The sequence below is a fragment of the Pseudomonas sp. B707 genome (assembly GCF_022496685.1).
Lineage (GTDB): Bacteria > Pseudomonadota > Gammaproteobacteria > Pseudomonadales > Pseudomonadaceae > Aquipseudomonas > Aquipseudomonas paraglycinae.
On record NZ_WTVE01000015.1, the window covers coordinates 412209 to 434897 of the forward strand.

The window sequence follows — 22689 nt, forward strand, 5'->3', positions numbered from 1 at the left end:
GCCCTAATTTAATTAGGGCCGCTTTTTTTCCAAAAACATCAACTTCAACACCCGATATAGTTTCCAACCCTGCAATTGAAACTTACCCCCCCAGCATGATTATCTAAGGCGTATACCCCCTCAAACTTGCAATACTTACTTAGACATGGGGGAAACATATGTCCGTGCAATCCAGCCATCAAACTTAACGCCACCATGACTATATCTTACATAAAGCCATTTCCTATCCGCTGAATCCAAAACCTCTACCGGAGTGTATTTAAGCAAGTCGATTATCACATTTGACTTCATACTAGGCTTCTCACGGAGAGCGACCCCATTGCCGGTAACTAATCGAAAATTACTTGCCAATTCTTGAGGACTTTCACACAGTAGTGACCGAACAGCTTTCCGAGCTTGAGATAATGATGCAACGCCATGGAGACGCTCCTGAATATCGCAAACACTTTCTCTAAAATCATGCCATTGAGCAACCATGACATACATCGAGTTTATGGAATGCAATAACAGTATTAGCAACCCAAGGGCGGGAAGAGTGAGCTTTGTACCTTCCTTAGCGGTTTGAAGTGCACGTATTAATTCTACATCGGCAACAGCACCTGCTTCGACTCCCTGAGATATTCTACCGCTATCTAATTTTCCGAAATCAGACTCACTCGACACATCTACTAAAGAGGTAATAACTTTAGGATCAGCCGAAGACAAAAGCTCAAACACTGGAAATCGTTGGAGCAACTCAACACTTCTCAACACAGACTTTCTAAAGCTATGAGGTTCCAGCAAGTTTTCGATGCTAGCCAGTATTGCTTTGCTGCTTTCTGACGCTCTTGCGAACTGTTCAATACTGGCCAACATCGCCTTGGTGCTTTCTGATGGCCGTGCGTACTGCTCAATATTGGCCAACATTGCCCTAGTGCTGTCTGACGGCCGTGCGTACTGCTCGATATTGGCCAACAGCGCCCTAGTGCTGTCCGACGGTCGTGAGTACTGCTCGATCTCGGCCAACAGCGCACTAGTGCTGTCCGATGGTCGTGCGTACTGCTCGATATTGGCCAACATCGTCCTAGTGCTGTCCGACGGTCGTGAGTATTGCTCGATATTGGCCAACAGCGCCTTAGTGCTGTCCGACGGTCTTGCGTACTGCTCGATATTGGCCAACATTGTCCTAGTGCATTCTGACGGTCGTGCGTACTGCTCGATACTGGCCAATATCGTCCTAGCGCGTTCTGACGGTAGAAGCATTCGATCCAGCTGCGAGGACCTCGCCAATGTCGCGGCTAATGGGTTCGCCAGCCTGTCTATGCGAGACAGCATTGACGTCACCGAATTTGCAGATTCTGTAGCTTTGTCGATAGTTAGCATTGCGTTGATGGCGCCGGATGACTTCATCTCCTGATTGATCACAGGAAACTCTGCCTTCATGGTGTCGAACAAGCTCCTAGCCTTATGCTCGGCTTCAAGCGAGTGTTCATCGCTAGCATCTTCATTTTTCATCGGACGCTCCAAGCTAGGTGTATGACCAGGCTCGGGGGAGCCAATACTCAAAAATGTCTAGTTTCAGTATATTCGAGGGCTAGGTGATAAAGGGAGATGGGGCAGCAACCGACAGTCTGTATCCCTTGATGTAAAATCAAGCTACAGACCACGACTTATATGGAACGCTCCAGTCTCCCTCGGGCACCAAAATTAGAAAAGGTCTTGCTTAGCAAGGCCTTTTTTTTCGTCTGCCGGAAAGTGCCGCTGACCCTCCGGCGAGATCTCACACAGGTTCACTCCATGGAAACGTCACTGGAAACCGTCGCCCTGTTCTCCCTCAAACTCGCGTATGAGGAGGAAGGCCTGAGCCCGATTCTGCGGGATGACATGGTCATGGGCGACTATCAGAAAGACGTGTTCGAACTGCTGGTGCGCCGGGGTGATGTCGAGACGATCCAGTTCAAGATGAACGAGTGCCTGGCGCTGGCGATGGATGCGTTGGGTGGCGTCGAGAAACCGTTGGGGCGGGAGCTGCACAAGTTGTCGACCGACTTCAGTCAGGCGCAGTCGCTGGAGCAGCTGGATCAGCCGCTCCTCGCGCTCAAGGGTTATTTGAAGGACATTCTTTAAGCTACGCAGATGAAGAAAGTGGCGCGCAGCTTCTATTTTGATATCTTGCCGTCCACTCGCCAGAGGCCTGTCAACCGCCTCTGTTATCGCGCACTCGGGAATGAACCAAAATGGATGCGGTGTTGTGCTTGCTGGTGATGGCTGGAACCTGGCTCTGGGTGGTGAAGCAACGGGGTGAGTGGAACCTGTTGCTGGCCAACCTTGCCGGCGCCGGAAGTGGCGTGGTTACCGGCATTGTGTTCACGCTGATTTACGACGCAGTCATCGGTACGTCGATGGCGACACCCAACCTGAATCGCAGTCTGGTGGTGTTCCTCACCAGCGCGGGCGTTCTGGCGGGGGTATGGCTGTGGATTGCCAATCGCCGTCAACCCGAACATCCGGTTGCACGCCAGTTGCTCGGCGCGGTATGTGGCTTGGTCGCCGGCATGGCGACCCTGCTGTTTCTGGCGGTGAATTATTTCCCCCAGACGTGACTGGACGGCGTGACTGTTTTGCGGTCAGCGCCGAGCCTTCAACACCCGAATCTCAGTAGGAAACCCATCCGCCCCCACCAGTTTCTTCCAGCCCACATACTGAAACTCGCCCCGCTCATCGATGTAATCACCCTTCTCCACCGACCTGCCGCCGACAATCGCCACGCGCTTTTCCTCACCACATCCGCCATCCGACGGCCGCACGGTGTAGATCACATACGGCTTCACATATTGCGTGGCACGAAAGTATTGGCCGCAGACTTCATCGACGGTAATCATCATGGTTTTCAGGCGCGCTTCGCCGTCCATGTCTTCGTGAAGTTTGAGGAAGGAGATTTCACCGACATCGCTGTAGCCGAGTGAACGGGCGCGTTGGTATTCGGGGGAGTTCTGGTGGGCGATGCGGCCTTGCTCCGCGGCCTGGTTCATTCTGTCGGCGAACTCGGCTTTGCCACGGGCAATCATCGCATCGGCCTCGGCCGCCACGTTTTCGCATTGAGCGAATTCCCCGGAGGCGAGGTATTGGGGAGGCAGGTTTGGGCGGTGCTCATTCATGCTCCCCTGGCTGTTCTCCAGATCGCCCATCACCTCAAAGGCGCCGGGCACGCGACCGCTCTGGACGTCGGCCATTTTTTCCTGCATGCGCTGACAATTGGCGAGGAAATACTTCCAGCTGTTTTCCGGGTGCTCTTTCCAGGCGGCGAATGCCGGGGTCATGGCGCTGGCGAAAGTGATTGCGCACAGCAGGCGTAGAGCAGGGGCGACTTTTGACATGAGTAGTCCATTACAGGAATCAGGAAAGTGGCGCGAAGCTACTATTTTGCTATCTTGCCGTCCAGTGTCGGCCCGGGAGCCATGGGCCTGACGAAACTGATTCAAAAGGAGGGGTGCGATGGATGCAGCGTTTTGTCTTTTAGCCTGGGTGACCATGTGGGTGTGGGTGGTCAAACATCGTGGCACCTGGAACCTGTTCCTCGCCAACCTGCTGGGCGCTGCCAGCGGCATGCTGGTAGGTCTGGTGGTCTCGGAGTTCTACATCGGTCTGTTCGGGTCGAGCCGTCCGCACGTAACCGGTCTGACGACCACATTGCTGGAAATGATGACGACCGCCGCGGCGCTGGTCGGCGTATGGATGCTGGTCGCCCGACGCTCGCAAGTCGAGCCCCTGATTGCGCGGCAGCTGCTGGCAGGCCTTTGCGGCACAGTGGCCGGCATTACCGCTCTGGCGTTTTTTGCGCTCAAGTGATCTGTATCGACACGGCGTGTGAAGGTTCTTGTGGCGCCAGAAATCTATTTTGATATCTTGCCGCCCATCTTTCAGTGCTCGTTATCGGAACGGCGCTGATATCCGGCTTCAGCAGGTTTAAGGAAAGGATCGAATGGAGTTTCTGCGTTTTCTGGCATTTGTCGCGGCCTGGGGTTTCATGTGGCGCTGGGTAGTGAAAAACCGCGGCAGCTGGAATCTGTTTTACGCCAACCTGGTCGGTGTCGCGGGCGGTTTCATTGTTTCGATGGTGGTGCTGGCGATCACTTTTTCATTGTTCCCGTCGGCGCATCGCTACGACGCCGCGCAGACTGAAAAGGTCGCGGCACAGCGGGAAGCCGAGCCGACCTCGCTGCTGCCGGAAGCCGAGGCGGTTGCAAGCCCTGCTTCACTGAAAGACGCGCCGGTGTTCGCCGCTATCGAGCCGGACAACACACCCTCTCCAGCGGACTCCGCGTTGCTGCCGAATTACGCCAGTCGCGCGCCGAAGACGATGTCGGTGCAAACCGTGATCGACCAGAGTGACGATGAGGGGCGTAAGGCCCTGACAGTGCTGAGCAAAAAATTGCGCGCCGACGCGCAGGGCGACAAGTCGATGCTCGCGTATGTCATGTGCAGCCCGTTCGTGACCAGCACCTTGCGCTTCCCCGCGTCTGCCCGGTTTGCCGACAGCAAAAGCCTGACGCCGCAACGCTTCAAGGATCAGGTCTACACCTTCAGCAACACCGTCACCGCGCGGAACATGAATGGAGACGACGTGACGTACCGCTTCGACTGCTCCGTACAGGAACAGCCGAGAGTCGACGCGACACCTGCCGAATGGCGCCTGTTGGCGCTGAAGCTGGAAAAAACAGGCTCTTAAGCCTGGTTTAAGGGTTCGAGGCGCCGGCTGCGCTATCATCGCCGGCCTGTGCGCCTTGAGCTTTTCCCCCGATGCCTCCGACACCTGATGACCTGAGCCCGTTGCCTGCTGTTCTGGCCGGGCCACTGCTGCGCCGACTGGAACCGACACGCTTAGTGTTTTGGCTGGTCGGCAGCCGCGAGCTGTCGTTGACCTTGCGCCTGCAAGGCGTAGGAGACATTCCACTGGATGCCGGGAAATGCACGGTCATTCCGGTAGGCAACCGGGCATTTGTTCACCTGATCGATGTCCCCCTCGAGACGGCCCTGCCCTGCGACACCCGCATCGACTACGACCTGTTGAACGATGGCCAGCAGCCCATCGCCGACTGGGCGCCACACCTGCTCTACGACAACGCCACCAGCCCGAACTTCGTCCTGCGTTCGCGCATCGACCAGTTGCTCCACGGTTCCTGCCGCAAGCCTCATCATCCGGCCGCCGACGGTCTGCTCTGCGTTGATCGGTTGCTGGCCGCCGAAACCGATCCGCAGCAACGTCCCGCCCTGTTGATGATGAGCGGCGATCAGGTTTACGCCGACGACGTGGCCGGTCCGATGTTGCGGGCGATTCATGCCCTGATCGATCGCCTCGGTCTGTTCGGTGAGCACCTCGAAGGCGCGGTGGTCAGCGACAGCGCCAAACTCTACGAACACCCGGCCAGCTACTACCACCGCGCGGATTTGCTGCCGGCACTGGAAAGCAACGAGACATTGCGCGAGCGCTTTTTCGGGGGGGCGCGCAAGCCGATTTTCACCAGCAGCAGCGCCGACAATCACCTCGTGACGCTTGCCGAAGTCATGGCGATGTATTTACTGGTGTGGTCGCCAACGCCCTGGACAATGGTCAATCCGCAGCCGCCGGCACTGACGCCGGAACGCCTCAAGCGCTATGCCCTCGAACAGACCCGCATCGACGGGTTCAAGGCCGGCCTCGGCCAGGTGGCCCGGGCACTGGCGCATCTGCCGAGCCTGATGATCTTCGATGACCACGACATCACCGACGACTGGAACCTGTCCGCGCAATGGGAGGAAACGGCCTACGGCCACCCGTTCTCCAAGCGCATCATCGGCAACGCGCTGATCGCCTACATGCTGTGTCAGGGCTGGGGCAACAATCCGGAAGCATTCGGCGCAGTGCTGGAGAAAACCCGCGGCCTGAGCGCCAGCGGTGACGACCGCTATCTTGACACTCCCGTGCAGGACGAACTGATTGAGGAACTTCTGCGCTTTCAGCAATGGCATTTCGTAATGCCAACCAGTCCGGCGCTGGTGGTACTCGACACCCGAACCCGACGCTGGCGCAGCGAGATGGCGCTCAAGCAACCGTCGGGCCTGCTGGACTGGGAAGCCTTGAGCGAACTGCAGCAGGAACTGCTCGACCACCCTTCGGCGATCATCGTTTCGCCGGCACCGATCTTCGGTGTGAAGCTGATCGAAACCGTGCAGCGAGTATTCAGCTGGTGCGGTTATCCACTGCTGGTGGACGCAGAAAACTGGATGGCCCATCGCGGCGCAGCCCAGGTGATCCTGAACATTTTCCGACACTCGCGTACACCGGGCAGCTACGTGGTGCTGTCAGGCGACGTGCATTATTCCTTCGTCTACGAAGTCCTGATCCGACACCGCAAGGCCGGCCCGCGCATCTGGCAGATCACCAGCAGCGGCATCAAAAACGAGTTCCCGCCCACCCTGCTGGAATGGTTCGACCGCCTAAATCGCTGGCTCTACTCACCGCGTTCGCCCCTCAACTGGCTCACCAAACGCCGCCGCATGCGCATCGTCCCGTACGTGCCGGAACACGCCGAAGCGGGTGAACGGCTGTGGAATTCGGCGGGGATTGGTCAGGTGTTTTTCAATCAACAGGGGCAGCCGAACGACATCATCCAGCACAACGCGAACGGCGCACCGAAGACCCGGATGCTGGCGCCGGATTTGTCGGATTATCCTGATTAAATAAAAATGGCTGCCGGTAAAACGGCAGCCATTTCAGACGCAACCGGGACAATCAGCTTTCGCCCAACGCCCGAGCCACCCCTCTGACAATCATCCCCACCTCCCGCTCATCAATCGTCAGCGGCGGCAGCAGCCGGATCGTCTTGCCGCGAGTGACGTTGATCAGCAGTCCATGATCCCGCGCGGCAATCAGTGTCAGGTCGCGGATCGGCTGTTTGAGTTCGATGCCGATCATCAGCCCTTGCCCGCGAATCGCCAGCACATTCGGATTGTCCGCCAGCTCTGCACGCAAGCGGGTCAGCAGGCGCTCACCTTGAACCCTGGCATTTTCCAGCAGACCCTGTTCCTCGATGATCTCGAGCACGGTGCAACCTACCCGACACGCCAGTGGATTGCCGCCGAAGGTGCTGCCATGGCTGCCGGGGGTGAACAGATCCGCCGCCCGGCCCCGTGCCAGGCAGGCGCCGATCGGCACGCCGTTGCCCAGGCCCTTGGCGAGGGTCATGACGTCGGGAACGATGCCTTCGTGCTGAAACGCGAACCAGCGGCCGGTACGGCCGATACCGGTCTGGATTTCGTCGAGCATCAGCAGCCAGGCGTGACGGTTGCACAATTCACGCAGGGCCTTGAAGTAGCCGGGCGGTGCCAGTTGCACGCCGCTTTCACCCTGGATCGGCTCGACCAGAATCGCCACGATACGCTGGCCATGCTTGCGCTGCACCTGCTCCAGCGCTTGAAGATCGCCGAACGGCACTTTGACGAAATCCCCGGGCAACTCATTGAAGCCCAGGCGCACCGCCGGGCCATCGCTGGCGGACAAGGTGCCGAGGGTACGGCCATGAAACGCGTTGGCCATCACCACCACCAGCGGCTGTTCGATGCCTTTGCGCCAGCCGTACAGACGCGCCAGTTTCAGCGCAGTTTCGTTGGCCTCGGCACCGGAGTTGTTGAAAAACGCCCGCTCCATCCCCGCCAGCCGCGTCAGCTTCTGCGCCAGCGACTGTTGCCAGTCGATGCTGTAGAGGTTGGAGGTGTGCAGCAGCAATCCCGCCTGCTCGCTGATCGCCGACACGATGCGCGGGTGCGAGTGACCGACATTGGTCACCGCCACGCCTGCCACTGCATCCAGATACTCGCGGCCCGCCTGATCCCAGAGTCGGGTGCCCAGGCCTTTGATGAAGCTCAAGTCCAGCGGTTGATAGGTGTTCATCAGGGCGGCGGTCATGTCGGCAAACTCCAGCGAGGTGAGGTGCTGGCAGTATGGTTATCCACCTGAACTGGATAAACTCGGCAAAACTTCAATCATTTAAAAGCCGGGCTTGATAATGGATCTGTTCCAGTCGATGAGCGTGTACGTCAAGGTTGTGGAGTCCGGCAGCATGACGGCGGCCGCGCTGCAGTGCGAAATGTCCACGACCATGGTGGGCAATCACCTGCGGGCGCTGGAGCAACGGCTCGGCGTGCAACTGTTGCAACGCACCACCCGTCGCCAGCGACTGACCGAGTTCGGCAGCGTCTACTATCAGCGCTGCTTGGAGGTGTTAGGTCTGGTCGCCGACTCCGAACGCCTCGCCGAGCAGACGCTTGATGAACCGCGCGGCATTCTGCGGGTTACTGCGCCGCTGACCTTTGGCGTTGAACGTCTGGCCCCTGCGCTCAGTGAGTTTTCCCTGCAATGTCCGCAGGTCAAACTCGACGTGATCCTGACCAACCGCCGTCCGGATTTGCTGGAAAGCGGTCTCGACGTGGCCTTCCGACTGGGCCACTTCGACCAGTCCAACCTGATCGCCCGCCCGCTGATCGACTACACCCTGACCGTCTGCGCCTCCCCGGAGTACGTGGCCCGACGCGGCATGCCGCTCACGCCTGAGGAACTGCGCCAGCACGACTGCCTGTCGTTCGCCTACCCTGCCGGTGACGACTGGCAATCGGTGGAAAAACAGTGGCGCCTCAGCGGCCCGGAGGGAGAAATCATGGTCGACGTCAAAGGCCCGATGCTGATCAACAGCTCCGCCGGCCTGCATCAGGCCGCGCGCACCGGCATGGGCATCGTGATGCTGCCGGACGCACTGGTGGAACAGGATCTGCGCGACGGCAAACTGGTCGTGGTGATGCCGGACTATCAGCCGCCGAACCGCCCGATGCATCTGCTTTACGCGCCGGATCGCTATCGGTTGCCTAAACTGCGTCGCTTCGTCGAGTTCGCCATGCAGATGTGGGGCAGACCGTAAGCAACGCCGCTACTGTTGGAAATACACCAAGGACGGAATCAACGAATGAACAAAGACATTTCAATACGCGACCTTCTGCCCACGGAAGTGGAGGCAGCAAGGCAGTTTCTGGAGGCGCACGGCTGGGGCCATCGCACCGGCACCGCCGAACATTTCGCACAGCTTGTTCAGAACTCTCAGCGCAGCGCTGTGGCATTGAGCGGCCAGCAAATTGTCGGTTTCGCCCGTGGCATCACCGATGGCTTGTCCAACGGTTACCTGTCGATGGTCGTGGTCGACGGGCAACATCGGCGCGCGGGCATCGGGCGGGCGCTGGTCGAACATGTAATGGGCGACAACACCGACATTACCTGGGTCCTGCGTGCCGGGCGCGAAGGCGCCGAAGCGTTTTTCGCCAGCCTGGGATTTGAAACGTCGGTGATCGCGATGGAGCGTTTGCGGCTGAAATAGCCGACGGTTACTGTGACCCCGGCTATGCTCCACCCTCCTCCTTTTCCAGCATGGATGCTGCGCAATGCTCACGATTCTGCAAAACACTCCGCTACGGGTTTACCTGATTTTTCTGCTGGTGGTTTATTTCGGCATCAAGTCGTTTTCTCCCCGACGCGAGAGTCGTGTCTCGATGCTGATAACGCCCCCGGCGTTTTTGGCATGGTCGCTGTACTCACTGAACCTGACGATCAACCCGGGCGTGTTTTTCAGCACCTGGTTCGCCGCGCTGTTGCTGGGCAGCCTGTCGGCTTGGCTGGTGTTCTCCCGCCGGGGCGTGGTGCTCGACGACTCCGCGACAGGCCTGATCATGCCGGGCACGGCAAAAATCCTGATCATGTACCTGATGTTCTTTTCTGCGAACTACTACTTCAATTATCAGCATGACGTGCATCCGGAGCGTTTCGCGTCCCCGGACCTGCTGTTGCTCAAGTCGATTATTTCGGGGTTCTTGTGCGGCCTGATCAGCACCCGCTCGTTGAAGCTCTACTGGACACTGCGTGCTCTGGCGTCCGGGCGGTTGCCGAGGAATGTCGTCGCCAATGAATAAGGCACAGCGCTCGCGGTGCCAGGTCGCTCAACACAAATCATCCGGATAAATAATCGGCACCACCGGCCCCTTGCTCCGTGACAACGCTGCCGCGCTCCCCTAAATTAGTCGGCCTGAAAAAGCCCCCAGCGCTTTCTCGTCTCATCTCAAGTTAAAAAAGTAGTGAAATTTCAATGTCCGATTTCAACACCGCTGAATCCGTAGTCACTCTGTCGTCCAAAGCGGAATACGAAAACTCCATCAATCTTTCACAACACATCCCACAGGCGAAGATCATCAGCGAGATGGTGCTGGACGCGTTCCAGTCGAGCCGCGAAAGCGATCAGATCCGCGAACTGCGCGCCGCGATCCGTCAGGCCCACGACCGCTTCGATGACGACCAGGCCTATGAGCTGATGGGCGAACTCAAGCGCCTGAAGGACGCCGAAGCCGCCGACATCGCCGCCCTCGAAGATCTGAGCAGCAAATTCCCGATCAGCCGCATCCTGTCCAGCTTCAAGGACGATCCGGCGTTCCAGGAAATCGTCTATGGCCTGGCCCTCAAGGTTCTGAACCAGACCCACCAGGCGATCAGCAACCCGAGCGGCGGCAAGAGCAAGGCCGCACGCGCCAAGAAAGACGTTGAAGTGTTCAGCATCAGCAAGGACGGCATCAGCGTGACCCTGCCAATGCGCACACCGCGCTCGCGCCTGAGCGTGGATCGCGAGGCACTGGAATTCCTCGGCTTCACCTTCGTCGGTGAAGGCGACGATGCAGAAATCGAAGGCGAAACCTTCGTCGACAACGCCGGCACCGAGCACGCAATCAACCGCAAGAACATCATCACCGCCCTGCAACAGCAGACCGCGTTCGACGGTTACAGCATCGCCGCCCAGTAACACCGGCGCTGACGAAAAAGCCCCGCTCTGACATTCAGGCGGGGCTTTTTGTTGTCCGCAGATTGGCGGTTATGCCGATGGGTGCACGGCGGCAATCATGTCGACTTCGATGGCTGCGTTTTTCGGCAACTGATAGACGCCGACGGTGGTACGGGTGTGTCGCCCGACATCGCCCAACACATAACTGAACACATCCGACGCGCCGTTGGCGACTTCGCTGAGGTCGACGAAATCCGGCGTGGACTTCACGTACACCGTGACCCGCAACAACGACCGGACCTTGTCCAGCGAACCGACTGCATCGACGATAAAGGCCAGACAGCGCATCGCGCTGATACTCGCTGCGGCCTGCGCATCCTTGAGCGTCAACTCCTGCCCCACCCGCCCCGGATACTGAATCTTGCCCTCGGTGCGCGGCACCATGCCGCTGATGTAGATCTCATCGCGATGACGGATCAACGGCGCGTAATTGCCACCCACCGTGTTCTCGCCATTGATGTCGTAGTTCAGCTCTTTTGCCAGGGCAATGAATCGCTCGTCGCAGGTCATCCTCTCAGTCATTTCGCCCAGCCTCTAGATCGATGCATGTAGTTGGATCCGAATCTAGGACTTTTGCCTACCGACCGCAACCTGTCGATTTCTAGCTAGTCGTTTCGGGGGAATGGCTGATTACGCCACCCTTTTGGGAGAGAGTCTGTTCGCGACAAAGGACGTCGTTTCTCCATCAACCGAGCAACAAAAAACCCCGCTCATCTCTCGATGAACGGGGTTTCTCGTACAACGTTCGAACCTTACGGCGCGTACGTCAGCAGCAGCTCGGTCGGCACCTTGAAGTCCAGGGACATCATGACGCTCAACGCGGTGATGGTGAAGATCGAGAACACGAACAGCTTGCGTGCCCAGACCGTGTCATCCACCGCCTTGTAGCCGGTCCAGGCCATGTACAGCCAGTACATGCCCATGGCCGCGGCGACGGCGAGGTAGCTCATGCCGGCGTAACCGCTGAAGGTCAGCATCAAGGTCGCCACGAGGAAGGCCAGGATGTAGATCAGGATGTGCTTCTTGGCCACCTGGATCCCGCGCTTCACTGGCAGCACCGGAATCGATGCGGCCAGGTAATCGTTGAAGCGGAAGATCGCGATGGCGTAGGAATGCGGCATCTGCCACAGGCTGAACATCACCAGCAGGGTCAGCGCGGCCATGTCGAAGCTGTTGGTCACGGCCACGTAACCGATCACCGGCGGCATGGCGCCCGACAGACTGCCCACCAGCGTGCCGTGAACCGACTTGCGCTTGAGGTACAGGCTGTAGAAGCCGACGTAGATGATGAAGCCGATCACGGCGAACAGGGCAGCCAACGGGTTGGCCACCTTGTACAGCAACGCAACGCCGGCGACACCCAGGACGGTCGCATAGACCAGGGCCAGTTTCAGGGAGATCAAGCCCTGGACCAGCACCCGGTTCTTGGTGCGTTCCATCTTCAGGTCGATGTCGCGGTCGATGCAGTTGTTGAACACGCAACCGGAGGCCACAACCAGGGAAGTGCCGATCATGGCTGCCAGAAACACGGCCAGATCGACATGCCCTTTCGAGGCCAGGAAGAACCCGCCTGCCACAGAAAGCACGTTACCGAAAATGATCCCCGGTTTGGTGATTTGGATAAAGTGCTTGAGCGACATCGGGTTTACCTCACTTCGCCATCATGTAGGTGTGGATGCTGAACATGATCCACAGCGACAGACCGACCAGCAGGACGATCACGATGGCCGTAAAGACGAACGCAATCACGTTGTTACGTTGAGCGATGGAACGGTCCAGGTGCAGGAAGTAATACAGGTGAACGATCACCTGGATCACGGCGAACAGCAGGACGATTGCCAGCGTCGTCGACTTCGGCAGGGTCGGGAACATCACCAGGCCGAACGGGATGACGGTCAGGATTACCGACAGGATGAAGCCAATGGCGTACGACTTTACGCTGCCGTGGCCAGCATCATGGCTGTCATGGGAGTGTGCATTAGCCATTACAGGGTCCCCATCAGGTAAACAACGGTGAATACGCAGATCCACACCACGTCCAGGAAGTGCCAGAACAGGCTCAGGCAGCTCAGACGGGTCTTGTTGGTCGCCGTCAGGCCGTGCTTGTTGACCTGGTACATCATGATGCCCATCCAGATCAGACCGGCAGACACGTGCAGACCGTGGGTACCGACCAGCGTGAAGAACGCCGACAGGAAGCCCGAACGGCTAGGACCGAAGCCCTCGGAGATCAGCAGGTGGAACTCGTTGATCTCCATGGCGATGAAGCCTGCGCCGAGCAGGAAGGTCATGAACAACCAGCCCAGAACCTGCTGCTTCTTACCTTTGTACAACGCCAGCATGGCGAAGCCGTAGGTGATCGAACTGAACAACAGCAGAGCGGTTTCGCCCAGCACGTATGGCAGTTCGAAGATGTCGTGGCCCGACGGGCCACCGGCGACGTTGTTTACCAGTACCGCGTACACCGCGAAGATCGACGCAAACAGAATGCAGTCGGTCATCAGGTAGAGCCAGAAACCGTATACGGTCATCTCGCCCGAGTCGTGGTGATGGTCATCGTGCCCATGGTCATGACCATGGGCGTGTCCAGCATTGGTCACTAAGTTCGACATTGTTTAAGCCTGTTCCAACTTGGTTTCAACACGGGTTGCGGAAGCAGGGATCTTCCCGGCCGCTACCAGACGCTTGTGCTGCTCGGCTTCGATGCGCTCGATTGTTTCAACCGGCACCATGTAGCCCTGATCGTCACGTGCTGCGTGAATCACGAAGTAGATGACAGTGCCGGCCAGGCTGGCGATCGCCAACCACCAGATGTGCCAGATCATCGCGAAACCGAACACGGTCAGCAGTGCGCCCATCACCACGCCAGTGGCGGTGTTGTTCGGCATGTGGATCGGTTCGTACTTGGCCGGAGCCTTGTACGCAGTACCGTTTTCCTTGGCCTCGGTGAACGGATCGATGCAGTCTGCTTTTGGCAGTACAGCGAAGTTGTAGAACGGAGGTGGCGACGAGGTCGACCATTCCAGGGTATGGGCATTCCACGGGTCACCGTGTTCGCACATGTTTTCCGGCTTGTTGCGGTCACGCACCGACACGTACAGCTGGATCAGCTGGCAGGCGATACCCACAGCAATCATCACCGCACCGAACATGGCAACGTACAGGTACGGTACCCACTCAGGGTTGGTGGTGGCGTTCAGACGACGGGTCATGCCCATGAAGCCCAGAGCGTAGAGCGGCATGAACGCGACGAAGAAGCCCGAGATCCAGAACCAGAACGCTGCTTTACCCCAGCCTTCGTGCAGCTTGAAGCCGAACGCTTTCGGGAAGTAGAAGCCGAAGCCTGCGATGTAGCCGAATACCGCGCCGCCGATGATCACGTTGTGGAAGTGAGCGATCACGAACAGGCTGTTGTGCAGAACGAAGTCAGCACCCGGGATGGCCAGCAGTACGCCGGTCATGCCGCCGATGGCGAAGGTCACCATGAAGCCCAGGGTCCACAGAACCTGGCTGGTGAAGCGCAGACGGCCTTGGTAGATGGTGAACAGCCAGTTGAACAGTTTCACACCCGTCGGGATGGAAATCAGCATCGTCGCCAGACCGAAGAAGGCGTTGACGCTGGCACCCGAACCCATGGTGAAGAAGTGGTGCAGCCAAACCATGAAGCCCAGTACCGAGATCGCGCCCGAGGCGTAGATCATCGAGTGGTGGCCGAACAGTTTCTTGCCGGTGAAGGCCGAGATGACTTCCGAGAAAATGCCGAACGCCGGCAGGATCAGGATGTAAACCTCAGGGTGGCCCCATGCCCAGAACAGGTTGACGTACATCATTGGATTGCCACCAAGTTCATTGGTGAAAATGTGGAAATCCATGTAACGGTCAAGGGTCAGCAGTGCCAGGGTAGCGGTCAGGATCGGGAACGAAGCCACGATCAGAACGTTTGCCCAGGTGCAGGTCCAGGTGAAGATCGGCATGTCCATCAGTTTCATGCCTGGGGTACGCATTTTCAGCACGGTCGCGAGGAAGTTGACCCCCGTTAACGTTGTACCCAGACCCGATAGCTGTAGCGCCCAGATGTAGTAGTCCATCCCCACGCCAGGGCTGTATTGCAGACCCGACAGCGGTGGATAGGCAACCCAGCCGGTCTTGGCGAATTCGCCGACGCCCAGGGACAGGTTGATCAGCACGACGCCGGATACCAGCAGCCAGAAGCTCAGGGAGTTCAGGAACGGGAACGCAACGTCACGCGCGCCGATCTGCAGCGGCACTGCAAGGTTCATCAGGCCGGTGAAGAATGGCATTGCCATGAAGATGATCATGATCACACCGTGAGCGGTGAAGATCTGGTCATAGTGTTCAGGTGGCAGGTAGCCAGGCGAACCCTCGGTGGCCATGGCCAGCTGGGTACGCATCATGATGGCGTCGGCAAAACCGCGCAGCAGCATGACCATGGCGACGATGATGTACATCACGCCGATTTTCTTGTGGTCGACCGACGTCAGCCACTCGGTCCACAGGTAAGTCCACTTCTTGAAGTAGGTGATTGCAGCGAACAACGCCAGACCACCGAGCGCGATCATCGAGATGGTGACCATCACGATCGGCTCGTGGAAAGGGATCGCTTCCCAACTTAATTTACCAAACATCGTTTACTCCTCTGCCCCGGCAGCTGAATGCGAATTCGAGTCCATATCCGTTGCCGCCACTTCTTTCTCTTTCTTCTCGTGCTTCAGCGGCTTGCCCGGTTTCATGCCTTCGTACTTGTCGACGATGGTCTGGAACAGGTTCGGCGTGACCGAGGAGTAGAGCTCGACTGGATTGTTCTGGCTTGGCTTGGCAAGGGCTGCGTATTCAGCGGCTTCAAGCTGTTTAGGTGCCTTTTTGACTTCACTTACCCAGGCGTCGAAATCTTCCTGAGAAGTTGCGATCGCTTTGAATTTCATACCGGTGAAACCAGCGCCGCTGTAGTTGGCGGAGATACCGTCCATTTCAGCGTTGCGGTCAGCGATCAGGTGCAGCTTGGTGGTCATGCCCGCCATCGCGTAGATCTGGCCGCCCAGGCCCGGGATGAAGAACGAGTTCATCACCGCGTCCGAAGTGATCCGGAAGTTAACCGGGGTGTGCGCCGGGAACACGATCTTGTTGACCGTGGCGATGCCTTGTTCCGGATAGATGAACAGCCACTTCCAGTCCAGCGCGACCACTTCGATGGTCACAGGCTTGACGTCGGATTCGATCGGACGATACGGATCCAGCGAGTGGGTCGACTTGTAGGTGATGTAACCCAGGGCAATGATGATCAGGACCGGGATGGTCCAGACTGCCACTTCGATCTTGGTCGAGTGCGACCATTTCGGGGTGTAGACGGCGTTCTTGTTCGAGGCGCGGTACTTCCAGGCGAACAGGAAGGTCATGACGATGACCGGCACAACGACCAACAGCATCAGCAGCGTGGCGGTGATGATCAGGTTGCGCTGTTCCAGGCCGACCTGGCCCGTTGGATTGAGCAAGGTCATGTTGCAGCCTCCCAGCAACAACGTGCCGAGCAGCGGCACTAGGCCTAGTAATCTGGGGTACCTGTTTTTACTCATCTCACGACCTCTAAAGCAGCTTGCGCAATGCAGTTGGGTTTTGATCGCCAACACTTCACCCTGCCAAGGGTTGGCATTTTCTTTGGATTGAATAAGGGCCGCCCGTCGCGCGTCAGACGCTCGACAAAACCTGGGACAGCGGTCAGTTCTTATTCGAATTCGTGGTCAAAGGCCTTGTTACAGACCAATTCCATTTGGTGCGGAAAGTTGGAAGGCACCGACACCTGGGTGTCTCGCAAGCCTCTCGGCTGCTCGACACCCGACTTCCTGCTCGCCTCCTTAATAAAGGCTGAACAGTGCCGGGAATTCAGTGCGGGCGATTGTAGATAGGTAGCGCCCTATACACCATGTCTTATCCCGAAATAATTTTTATCGCTCCGAGCAACAATCCATCACCGTTTTTGCAAAAGTTCCGCATGTTATCGAAATCGATTCTCAACAAAAATACCAAAAAATGTAGGTCTATCGGCCTCAGTTCAGACAGCTCCGAGGGGTTTTTCCCACGGCGCGATCCGCGCAAAGCCCGATATGCCAAGGCTTTTGGCCATCTGCCGGAGTCTGTTAAAACTGCCTGATCCGGCACACGCGTGCAAAAACCGAAAAACGCTGAAACAGACCAATCCTTTTTTGTAACAGCACTCCAATCCGGGCCTGTGAAACGAGCTGCGACACGGCCTGTGTGACAACATGTCGCACACCTGTCGCACCCTTCCTTGCCGTTCGTCACGGTGTTTTCACACAGACCCTGAAATGCAAAACGCCTCGATCTGCGTCACCGCAAATCGAGGCGTTTGGTTTATCGGCGCACGCGCCGAAAAGTTGATTCAGCGCAACGCTTTTCGGTTACGCGAGGTCAGCAGCGGCACCAGGATCACCACCAGCACGAAGGCCACGAGTGCCCATTGCGCCAGCGACAGGCCGAGGATCGGCGGGTACGGCGTCGAGCAGAAACCGTCGACCTGGAAGCCCAGCGGGAAGATCTTTGCCAGCGGCAGGTCATCGACGATCGGTTGCAACACATCGATGCCGCAGCTCACCGCCGGATAGAACTGGGTGTACACGTGATGCCCGGCGACACCGGCGCCGGCGATGGCACAAATCACCACCAGCACCTCGAACACCGTGATGCTGCGTCGGGTGCGCATGGCCGCGCCGATGAACGCGAACAGCGCGATCAGCAGCAACGCATAACGCTGCAGGATGCACAGCGGGCACGGCGCCTCGCCCAGCACGATCTGCATGTACAGCGCGCCGCCGATCAGCGCCAGGCAGATGATGCCCAGCAACACCAGATAGCGCCGCTCACGTCCCAATCGAATCGTTTCCTCGCTCATCGCGTTTCCCTTTCATGTCCATGGTTCAGCTGGCCGGCGGCTGCGCTTGCAGTTGCGCCATCAGGCTGATGTTGTCTTCGATATGCCAATTGGCCGCGATGCGACCGTTGTCGATCTGATAGATATCGGTTGCCCGGAAGTCTACACGCTGGCCCTGCCCTTTGAGAGCCTTGAACGTGCCGGTGAAATGCCCGCGAAAGTGCAGATGCACCACCACGCGATCCCCGGCGACGATCATTTGCTCGATCTCGCAACTCAAGTCCGGCACCGCCGTGCGAAAGAACTTTGACGCCAGCAGCGGCCCGGTCGGCCCCTGCACCCGGCCTTCCGGCGGGGTCTTGTCGACGAACTGCGGCGACAGGGCGGCGGTGGCCAACGCCTCTTCACCCGTGTTCCAGAAACTGCCGTAACGCCGCGCCGCCAGTTCCATCGCATCACGCTGGGCCTTGGGCAGGCTCTGATCGACGATCAGGGTCTGGGGTTCGATCAAGGTGGATTCGGCGAACGCGAACGGACTGGACAACAAGGCAACCGACAGGCCCAAAGTGGCCAGGCTGAAACGACGGGAAGAGGCGAAGTGCGACATGGGGGCGATCCTGATCATGTAAACGAACGAGCGCCTATCATCAGCATCGGGGAATAAACGATAAACCGGTTAAGAAACGATTAACCTTTAAACAGAATTTAAGAATCAAGTTAGCGATGCCCCCATCGCGGGCTTGCCCCGGGCGGCGATCCGACGATGAAGGCAACTCGGTTCCGAATTATTCCAGAGCAGCAGCCGGCCCGAAGAACTCATACCGGCTCTGCTTCTCAGGCACACCCAGCGCCTTCAGGTGACGCTTGATCGCCCCCATGAAGCCTTTCGGCCCGAGGAAGTAGGCGTCCACATCACGCTCCGCCGGCAGCCACTCGCCCAGTTGCTCCTCGCTCAACAACCCGACCTTGTCCGCCGCCGGGCTCACACCATCATCTTCGGCGTAGCAATAGAAGCGCTTGAGCTGCGGATGACGCGCGGCCAGCCCGTCGATCCAGTCACGGAACGCGTGCACGCTGCCGTTGCGCGCACTGTGGATGAAGTACACCGGACGCTCGGTTTCCAGCGCAGCTTCCAGCATCGCCAAAGTCGGAGTGATGCCGACGCCGCCGCTGATCAGCACCAACGGTTTGTCGCTGGCCGTCAGGGTGAACTCCCCCGATGGCGGGAACAGCTGGATGCTGGCGCCGACATGCAGTTGATCGTGCAGGTAATTGGAGGCACGGCCGCCCGGTTCGCGTTTGACGCTGATGCGGTACTGACCTTTGTTGGCCAGTGCCGACAGCGAGTAATTGCGGCGGATTTCTTCGCCGTCGAGGATCAGCTTCATGCCGATGTACTGGCCTGGCTCGGCTGCGAGAATCGGGCCCTTGTCCGCCGGCTCGAAGTAGAACGAAATGATTTCCGCGCTCTCCTCGACCTTGGCCGCGACGATGAACTCCCGCGCCCCGCGCCAGCCGCCGACGGCTTGCTCTTTCTGGTCATAAATGGCGGTTTCGGCGCCGATCAGGATCTCGGCCAACTGACCGTAGGCTGCGCCCCAGGCGTTCATCACTTCCGGCGTGGCGATTTCTTCGCCGAGTACTTCGGAGATGGCGCGCAACAGGCAGGTGCCGACGATCGGGTAGTGTTCCGGCAGGATCTGCAGGGCCACGTGCTTGTTGATGATCTTTGCCACCAGATCGCCCAACTGGTCGAGTTGATCGATGTGGCGGGCGTACATCAACACGCCGTTGGCCAGGGCGCGGGGCTGGTCACCGCTGGCCTGGTGGGCCTGGTTGAACAGCGGGCGGACTTCCGGGTACTCGGAGAGCATCATGCGGTAGAAATGGGTGATCAGCGCTTCGCCGCCGCTTTCCAGCAGAGGCACAGTGGATTTGACGATGGCACGATCCTGGACGCTAAGCATAAGGGTGACTCCTGAGCTTTCTCTAAAAGTGCCTTATCCATTCCAGTATTCGTGCCAACTATTTTTTCTATACAAATCAATAGCTTGAAAATTATGTAGTCAGATCGACACAAGTGCCTCTATAGTCGCTTCGACTACAACGTGTCTCTTTGACTACAAGCTTATGTCCGCCAAATCATTGCTCACCGCCCTGCTCCCACTGGTCTCCGACCTGTCCCGCGAACTGCCCGAAGGCGAGCGCTATCGACGCCTGCTCGAAGCCATGCGCGCCCTGCTGCCCTGCGATGCCGCCGCACTGTTGCGCCTTGACGGTGAATGGCTGGTGCCGCTGGCGGTGGATGGCTTGAGCACCGACACTCTTGGTCGACGCTTCAAGGTCAGCGAACACCCGCGCTTCGAAGTGCTGCTGGCCGGCGAAGGGCCAACGCGTTTCGCCGCCGACAGCGACTTGCCCGATCCTTACGACGGACTGGTCGACGGCCTCGACGATCATCTTGAAGTTCACGACTGCCTCGGCTGTCCGTTGTTCGTCGATGAAAAGCTTTGGGGCCTGATTACTCTCGACGCCCTCGATCCCGAGCGTTTCGAACCGATCGAGCTCGACGCCCTGCAAGCCTTCGCCAGTCTCGCATCGGCCACTGTGAATGCCGCTGAACGCATCGAGCGTCTGGCAATTCGCGCTGAAGACGAACACCAGCGCGCCGAGGTTTATCGTCAGGCCAGCGGTCAGCAAAACCGTGAAATGATCGGCCAGAGCAAGGCCCACAAACGGCTGGTGGAAGAAATCAATCTGGTCGGCGGCAGCGACCTGACCGTGCTGATCACTGGGGAAACCGGGGTCGGCAAGGAACTGGTGGCCCAGGCCATTCACGCAGCCTCCAAGCGCGCCGACAAACCGATCATCAGCCTCAACTGCGCGGCGCTGCCGGACACGTTGGTGGAAAGCGAACTGTTCGGCCACGTGCGCGGCGCCTTCACCGGCGCCACCAGCGACCGGCGCGGCAAGTTCGAACTGGCCAACGGCGGCACACTGTTTCTGGATGAAGTCGGCGAGTTGTCGCTGACCGTCCAGGCCAAGCTGTTGCGGGTTTTGCAGAGCGGCCAGTTACAACGTCTGGGTTCGGACAAGGAACACCAGGTCGATGTGCGCCTGATCGCCGCGACCAACCGCGACCTGGCTGAAGAAGTGCGCAGCGGCCGCTACCGCGCCGACTTCTACCATCGCCTCAGCGTCTACCCGTTGCGGGTGCCGGCGCTGCGTGACCGGGGCCGCGATGTGTTGTTGCTCAGCGGTTATTTCCTGGAACAGAACCGCTCGCGCATGGGCCTCAACAGCCTGCGCCTGAACAGCGACGCCCAGGAGGCGCTGCTGGCTTACACCTGGCCGGGCAACGTGCGGGAACTGGAGCACTTGATCGGACGCAGCGCGCTGAAGGCGCTGGGCAACTGCAAGGTGCGACCGAAGATTCTCAGCCTGAGCGCGATGGACCTCGATCTGCCGCGCGAGGTTGTGGATAACTCGTCGGTGCCTTCCGAAGCGACTGCCGCCCTGCCATTGATCAGCGGTGACCTGCGCACCGCCACCGAGCAGTATCAGCGGCAGTTGATCAGCGCGGCGCTTGAGCGCAATCAGGACAACTGGGCCAGTGCCGCCCGTGAACTGGGGCTGGACCGGGCGAATCTGGCGCGGATGGCCAAGCGGTTGGGGATGAAAGGCTAAAAGCACACCCTCACCCTAGCCCTCTCCCTGAGGGAGAGGGGACTGATTGGGGGATATTGCAGAAATCCGCCGACGTGAACGATCTTTACTGAATCCAGATCGACTCGGTCATTCAGGTCGATGTACAACGCCAGACACCTCGGTCGGCCCCCTCTCCCTCCGGGAGAGGGCTGGGGTGAGGGGCTCTGGATCTCAAAGCCACCCGACAACTAACCTAAAGCCCAACCTTTTGACGCCGATAACCCGGCATCAATAGTTTCTGGCGATTTCCACTCTCGCCCATCACCTTTTTCCACAGAAGGTTTTTATGTCTTCCAACAAAGCCCGCGCAGATTCACTTTCGCTTCTGCTGTTTACCTTGCGCAGCGGCAAGCTGATGGCGATCAACCTGCTGAAGGTCAGTGAAATCATCCCCTGCCCGCCGCTGACCAAGCTGCCGGAGTCGCACCCGCACGTCAAAGGCATCGCCACTTTGCGCGGTGCTTCGCTGTCGGTAATCGACCTGAGCCGCGCCATCGGCGAGCGGCCGCTGGAAGACCCGAACGGCGGCTGCCTGATCGTCACCGACGTCAGCCGTTCGAAACAGGGCCTGCACGTGCAGGCAGTGAGCAAGATCGTGCATTGCCTGACCACCGACATCAAACCGCCGCCGTTCGGCTCCGGCGGTTCACGCGCCTACATCACCGGCGTGACTTCGGTGGACGGCACGCTGGTGCAGGTGCTGGACATCGAAAAAGTCATCCACGGCATCGCCCCGGCGCAGATCGAAATGGCCCCGACCGAGCTGAGCATGGAAGACGCCGAAGTGCTGGGCAACGCGCGGATTCTGGTGGTCGACGACAGTCAGGTGGCGCTGCAGCAATCGGTACACACCCTGCGCAATCTCGGCCTGCAATGCCACACCGCGCGCAGTGCCAAGGAAGCCATCGATTGCCTGCTGGACCTGCAAGGCACGGCGCAGCAGATCAACCTGATCGTCTCCGACATCGAAATGTCCGAGATGGACGGCTACGCCTTCACTCGTACCCTGCGCGAAACCCCGGACTTCGCCCACCTCTACGTGTTGCTGCACACCTCGCTGGACAGCGCGATGAACAGCGAAAAGGCCCGCCTCGCCGGCGCCAACGGCGTGCTGACCAAGTTCTCCTCACCGGAGCTGACCCACTGCCTGATCGAAGCGGCCAAGCATGTCGCTGCTCAGGGTCACTGAGT

Annotated in this window: 23 protein-coding genes and 1 pseudogene; 12 read left to right on the forward strand and 12 right to left on the reverse strand. The window is 58.7% G+C overall.

The window, feature by feature from the left end; genetic code table 11:
* Positions 1-135: 135 nt before the first annotated feature.
* Positions 136-1494, reverse strand: coding sequence for an SH3 domain-containing protein (locus GQX66_RS07385; RefSeq protein WP_240867817.1), 1359 nt, complete (start codon positions 1492-1494; stop codon positions 136-138).
* A 282-nt stretch (positions 1495-1776) separates the two neighbouring features.
* Here GQX66_RS07385 and GQX66_RS07390 point away from each other — a divergent pair, with 282 nt between their 5' ends.
* Both GQX66_RS07390 and GQX66_RS07395 read left to right on the forward strand, forming a co-directional pair.
* A complete protein-coding gene (locus GQX66_RS07390) occupies positions 1777-2106 on the forward strand; it encodes a hypothetical protein (protein ID WP_007956700.1) in 330 nt (109 codons plus the stop codon).
* A 110-nt stretch (positions 2107-2216) separates the two neighbouring features.
* Positions 2217-2582, forward strand: coding sequence for a hypothetical protein (locus GQX66_RS07395; protein WP_240867822.1), 366 nt, complete (start codon positions 2217-2219; stop codon positions 2580-2582).
* 24 nt (positions 2583-2606) lie between these two features.
* Here the strand turns inward: GQX66_RS07395 and GQX66_RS07400 are convergent, their stop codons facing one another.
* Positions 2607-3356 (reverse strand): hypothetical protein, encoded by a 750-nt coding sequence (locus GQX66_RS07400; protein WP_240867825.1) that lies wholly within the window; start codon positions 3354-3356, stop codon positions 2607-2609.
* A 118-nt stretch (positions 3357-3474) separates the two neighbouring features.
* On the opposite strand from GQX66_RS07400, the gene GQX66_RS07405 reads away from it, so the two are divergent.
* From GQX66_RS07405 to GQX66_RS07415, 3 genes are all read left to right on the forward strand, one after another.
* Positions 3475-3828, forward strand: coding sequence for a hypothetical protein (locus GQX66_RS07405; protein ID WP_085745329.1), 354 nt, complete (start codon positions 3475-3477; stop codon positions 3826-3828).
* Positions 3829-3961: 133 nt separating this feature from the next.
* The gene (locus GQX66_RS07410; protein ID WP_240867828.1) at positions 3962-4708 is read left to right on the forward strand and encodes a hypothetical protein; all 747 of its coding nucleotides are present in this window, start codon (positions 3962-3964) and stop codon (positions 4706-4708) included.
* Positions 4709-4779: 71 nt separating this feature from the next.
* On the forward strand, positions 4780-6699 hold the full coding sequence (locus tag GQX66_RS07415) for an alkaline phosphatase family protein (protein WP_240867832.1): 1920 nt from the start codon (positions 4780-4782) through the stop codon (positions 6697-6699).
* 52 nt (positions 6700-6751) lie between these two features.
* Here the strand turns inward: GQX66_RS07415 and GQX66_RS07420 are convergent, their stop codons facing one another.
* Entirely contained in the window at positions 6752-7924 is a 1173-nt protein-coding gene (locus GQX66_RS07420; protein WP_240867839.1) for an aspartate aminotransferase family protein, read from the reverse strand.
* A 100-nt stretch (positions 7925-8024) separates the two neighbouring features.
* On the opposite strand from GQX66_RS07420, the gene GQX66_RS07425 reads away from it, so the two are divergent.
* The 4 genes from GQX66_RS07425 (at position 8025) to GQX66_RS07440 (ending at position 10847) form a co-directional block, all read left to right on the forward strand.
* On the forward strand, positions 8025-8930 hold the full coding sequence (locus tag GQX66_RS07425) for a LysR family transcriptional regulator (protein ID WP_102716896.1): 906 nt from the start codon (positions 8025-8027) through the stop codon (positions 8928-8930).
* A 45-nt stretch (positions 8931-8975) separates the two neighbouring features.
* On the forward strand, positions 8976-9380 hold the full coding sequence (locus tag GQX66_RS07430; protein WP_102688211.1) for a GNAT family N-acetyltransferase: 405 nt from the start codon (positions 8976-8978) through the stop codon (positions 9378-9380).
* Between the two features lie 64 nt (positions 9381-9444).
* Positions 9445-9969 (forward strand): hypothetical protein, encoded by a 525-nt coding sequence (locus tag GQX66_RS07435; protein WP_240867842.1) that lies wholly within the window; start codon positions 9445-9447, stop codon positions 9967-9969.
* A 173-nt stretch (positions 9970-10142) separates the two neighbouring features.
* Positions 10143-10847 carry a hypothetical protein gene (locus tag GQX66_RS07440; protein WP_102688213.1) on the forward strand — a complete coding sequence of 235 codons (705 nt, stop codon included), beginning with the start codon at positions 10143-10145 and terminating at the stop codon, positions 10845-10847.
* Positions 10848-10916: 69 nt separating this feature from the next.
* Here the strand turns inward: GQX66_RS07440 and GQX66_RS07445 are convergent, their stop codons facing one another.
* The 6 genes from GQX66_RS07445 to cyoA all read right to left on the reverse strand — a co-directional run bounded on the left by GQX66_RS07445 (position 10917) and on the right by cyoA (position 16477).
* Positions 10917-11408 (reverse strand): RidA family protein, encoded by a 492-nt coding sequence (locus GQX66_RS07445; protein ID WP_011335841.1) that lies wholly within the window; start codon positions 11406-11408, stop codon positions 10917-10919.
* Positions 11409-11638: 230 nt separating this feature from the next.
* Positions 11639-12526 (reverse strand): heme o synthase, encoded by an 888-nt coding sequence (cyoE, locus tag GQX66_RS07450; protein WP_007956716.1) that lies wholly within the window; start codon positions 12524-12526, stop codon positions 11639-11641.
* Between the two features lie 10 nt (positions 12527-12536).
* Positions 12537-12872 (reverse strand): cytochrome o ubiquinol oxidase subunit IV, encoded by a 336-nt coding sequence (gene cyoD / locus GQX66_RS07455; protein WP_007956718.1) that lies wholly within the window; start codon positions 12870-12872, stop codon positions 12537-12539.
* Complete coding sequence (locus GQX66_RS07460; protein WP_007956720.1) at positions 12872-13498, reverse strand: cytochrome o ubiquinol oxidase subunit III; 627 nt, start codon at positions 13496-13498, stop codon at positions 12872-12874. The genes cyoD and GQX66_RS07460 overlap by 1 nt, the downstream gene beginning before the upstream one ends.
* Before the next feature lie 3 nt (positions 13499-13501).
* Positions 13502-15532, reverse strand: a complete 2031-nt coding sequence (gene cyoB / locus GQX66_RS07465) for a cytochrome o ubiquinol oxidase subunit I (protein ID WP_007956721.1) — start codon at positions 15530-15532, stop codon at positions 13502-13504.
* A gap of 3 nt (positions 15533-15535) precedes the next feature.
* On the reverse strand, positions 15536-16477 hold the full coding sequence (cyoA, locus tag GQX66_RS07470) for a ubiquinol oxidase subunit II (RefSeq protein ID WP_011335843.1): 942 nt from the start codon (positions 16475-16477) through the stop codon (positions 15536-15538).
* Between the two features lie 27 nt (positions 16478-16504).
* Between cyoA and GQX66_RS28560 the strand changes: the two are divergent.
* Positions 16505-16770 (forward strand): annotated as a pseudogene (locus GQX66_RS28560) (hypothetical protein).
* Positions 16771-17301: 531 nt separating this feature from the next.
* On the opposite strand, the gene GQX66_RS07475 reads toward GQX66_RS28560, so the two are convergent.
* The 3 genes from GQX66_RS07475 to hmpA form a co-directional block, all read right to left on the reverse strand.
* Positions 17302-17811, reverse strand: a complete 510-nt coding sequence (locus GQX66_RS07475; RefSeq protein ID WP_007956723.1) for a disulfide bond formation protein B — start codon at positions 17809-17811, stop codon at positions 17302-17304.
* Between the two features lie 25 nt (positions 17812-17836).
* Positions 17837-18397: an ester cyclase gene (locus tag GQX66_RS07480; RefSeq protein ID WP_240867845.1), complete on the reverse strand. Its 561-nt coding sequence runs from the start codon at positions 18395-18397 to the stop codon at positions 17837-17839.
* Between the two features lie 178 nt (positions 18398-18575).
* Positions 18576-19757, reverse strand: coding sequence for an NO-inducible flavohemoprotein (hmpA, locus tag GQX66_RS07485; protein ID WP_129973665.1), 1182 nt, complete (start codon positions 19755-19757; stop codon positions 18576-18578).
* Positions 19758-19920: 163 nt separating this feature from the next.
* Between hmpA and norR the strand changes: the two genes are divergently transcribed.
* A complete protein-coding gene (gene norR, locus GQX66_RS07490) occupies positions 19921-21477 on the forward strand; it encodes a nitric oxide reductase transcriptional regulator NorR (protein ID WP_102716899.1) in 1557 nt (518 codons plus the stop codon).
* A 307-nt stretch (positions 21478-21784) separates the two neighbouring features.
* On the forward strand, positions 21785-22687 hold the full coding sequence (locus tag GQX66_RS07495; protein ID WP_011335848.1) for a chemotaxis protein: 903 nt from the start codon (positions 21785-21787) through the stop codon (positions 22685-22687).
* The last annotated feature ends 2 nt before the right edge of the window (positions 22688-22689 follow it).